This window comes from Ruminococcus sp., from assembly GCF_017650195.1.
GTDB lineage: Bacteria > Bacillota > Clostridia > Oscillospirales > Ruminococcaceae > Ruminococcus.
This window is the reverse complement of the sequence record NZ_JAGCFH010000239.1, coordinates 1-2,573: the sequence shown is the minus strand read 5'-3', so window position 1 is coordinate 2,573 and position 2,573 is coordinate 1. Positions and strand designations below refer to the sequence as shown.

Annotated in this window: 4 protein-coding genes; 1 reads left to right on the top strand and 3 read right to left on the bottom strand. The window is 42.8% G+C overall.

Features of this window, described 5'->3' with window-relative positions; all coding sequences use genetic code 11:
- The coding region (locus J6U00_RS10935; protein WP_296581800.1) for a guanosine polyphosphate pyrophosphohydrolase at positions 1 to 815 on the top strand (815 nt) is incomplete at its 5' end.
- On the opposite strand, the gene J6U00_RS10930 is transcribed toward J6U00_RS10935, so the two are convergent.
- The 3 genes from J6U00_RS10930 to J6U00_RS10920 all read right to left on the bottom strand — a co-directional run.
- Positions 812 to 1,516, bottom strand: a complete 705-nt coding sequence (locus tag J6U00_RS10930) for a gamma-glutamyl-gamma-aminobutyrate hydrolase family protein (RefSeq protein WP_296581798.1) — start codon at positions 1,514 to 1,516, stop codon at positions 812 to 814. The genes J6U00_RS10935 and J6U00_RS10930 overlap by 4 nt on opposite strands.
- Positions 1,517 to 1,680: 164 nt before the next feature.
- The gene (locus J6U00_RS10925; RefSeq protein ID WP_296581797.1) at positions 1,681 to 2,112 is read right to left on the bottom strand and encodes a DUF6076 domain-containing protein; all 432 of its coding nucleotides are present in this window, start codon (positions 2,110 to 2,112) and stop codon (positions 1,681 to 1,683) included.
- A 129-nt stretch (positions 2,113 to 2,241) separates the two neighbouring features.
- Positions 2,242 to 2,573, bottom strand: a 332-nt coding sequence (locus J6U00_RS10920) for a GNAT family N-acetyltransferase (protein ID WP_296581795.1), incomplete at its 5' end; no start/stop codon positions are given.

Here is a 2,573-nt window from a genome sequence, read left to right as displayed (position 1 = left end):
CTCAGTCGCAGAGGATAAAGGAGTTTTACAAATACATGACAAGGGAGTACCCATTCCTTGCGTTCACTTTCAAGGGGCGTATAAAGTCTCTTATCCGCGCCGAGGAAAAATTCAACGGTTATATCCTTGAATACATTTACAAGTATTACAAGAAAAACGGGAAGTTCCCGTCTGAAGCCGAAATAAAAAGCAAGCTGATATGCTTCCGCGACCTCATCGCATACCGTATAGTTATTTCAATGCCTTCCTGTCATATCAAAAACGGTGAATCCAGAAGCGAGGTCGAGCAGAAGTATCTCTACGAGATAGCGGATGTACTGCCCGAATTTCTTGAGGAAAGGGGCTTCACCGCAGAGCTTTCGGGCTTTGGCGAGGACAGGTATTCAGACAAGCTCAAAGAAACTGTCAGGCCCTATTACCGCGACTATGTTACGTTCCCGAGAAATACGGGATATCAGTCCATACACATTACCTTTTACGACAATCTTGCACGTTGCTATACGGAATTGCAGCTCCGCACCAAGGATATGGACGACTTCGCGGAGATAGGCGATGCAAACCACTTCGGCTATGAAAAATTACAGGAGGCAAGGCGTACCAAGCGGGACGAAATACCTGTTGGAGAGTGTATTTATTTTGATGAAGCATATGAACGGCTTACAAAATTGCAGGAGCTGGAGCTTGCGGAATTGGATGTGAATATGTTCAAAGCTATAAACAATCAACTCATAAACGACGGCTGCGGACTGTTCAGAGGTCGGCAGATCCTACCTTTCGAGCACTTATCACGTTTCCAGAATGACCTTATAGACTAACAGTGGGCAACAAATTCCCTGAAGATAGGGCTGCTGTTTTCGTCTTTGAGATAGGAGAATTCGGGGTGCCACTGTACTGCCCAAAGGAACTTTTTATTCGGAGCATAAACAGCTTCAATAAGCCCGTCGGGAGCTTCTGCCATAGGTAAAAGCACAGAAGAAAGTTTGCGTATTCCTTGATGATGATAACTGTTCACAGAAATGGTATCCGTTTTCAGAATAGCGTATAAGGGTGAGCTATGTTCTATGCTGACTTCATGTATCGGAACATCATACGGCGGCTTCTGACAATGTGGTATCGTATCAGAAAACTGAGAGGGAATATCCTGCCAGAGCGTTCCGCCAAGTGCAGCGTTTATGAACTGTATTCCGCGGCATATGCCGAGTATGGCTTTATCAGCTTCCATTGCGCGTTTTAGAAGCAGTTTTTCCATAGCGTCGCGCTCGGGACTGCACTCGCCGCAGACGCCTGACTTTCGAGCAGAGTAAAGCTTCGGATCCACGTCCTGACCTCCTGTGAACAGAAAGCCATCACACATAGATGTTATCTGCTCGATAGTTTCAATGTTACTGGTCAGCGGCAGCATTACAGGCAGACCTCCTGCTTTAGTGATACCGCCGAAATACCCCGGCAGCATCCAATAGCTGTTTCTATTGTAGTCGATAAGCGGTATAACTCCGATAACAGGTTTTTTATTCATACTATTCACTCCAATACAATAAAGGCGCTTACGGAAACAACCGCAGCGCCCTTGCTTTATGATAATTATATTATACCTGTTTGGAAAAGTCAAGCGATTCTTTATTGCTTCATGTTTAGAGCCGCATCATTTTATTTTAAGATATGTCTTCTGCCACTATGTTTTCAAATTCTTATCAACCTCTGATACTCCTCAAGCTCCAGCTCACCGTCGGCAGCTTTAGTTCGCAGCTCAATAGCATACTCTCCCCACTCTGAAAACTCTGCCTTTGTCATTTTACCTTTCATGAAGCGAGCGTAGTGCTGCTTGTAGCCGCGATTGTATATCTCCCAGATAGGATCGCTCTTCAGCTTCTCTTTGAAGTTGTGACTCATAGCGTGGTCGCGGCAGGTCTTCGGAGGATTGCTGCTGATAAGTCGTTTGCAGAAGTGTGAAAAAGTAGTATTCTTCATGATGAACCAGCGACCGCAGTTCTTGCAGCGTACAGGAATAAACTTCTCCTCATACAGCACGGGAGTGCATTCAGCATTGACAAAGTATTCGTTGTAATCATCGACTTCAAACTCCGAGTCCTCATAGTATCTGATTTGTAACACATACACATTCGCGGTTTAGGTAACTAAACCGCGTTTTTTATTTTAGAAGAATTGATAATTCAACAATAAAGAAAAGATGGTCTTCTAATCTTATCACCAATGATAAAAAGAAGACCATCTTATTATATACTAATCCCACTGTTCATAAATATTCTTTACAAATGCAACTTCAGAATCCTCAGTGAATCCAAGCGATCTGTAAAATTTTCGAGCAACTGTATTTTCTTTTAGGCATGTTAAACTAATTATCTCGACACTGTTTTCATCAGCTATCCTGTCTATCTCTCGAAACAAGGCACTTGCTACCCCCATTCGTCTATAATCCTTATGAACACAAACATACCAGAGAGAAGCAATCGGATAAGTACCATCAAAAAGATTATAGTATAACACCATTGTAGCGTATGTAATAATCTTTCCATTATACTTTCCAACTATAAAATGATAATTATTATCGTTCT

Excerpts from the sequence above, each read along its gene's own strand:
- J6U00_RS10930 (WP_296581798.1), bottom strand. The coding sequence starts at position 1,516 with ATGAATAAAAAACCTGTTATCGGAGTTATACCGCTTATCGACTACAAT.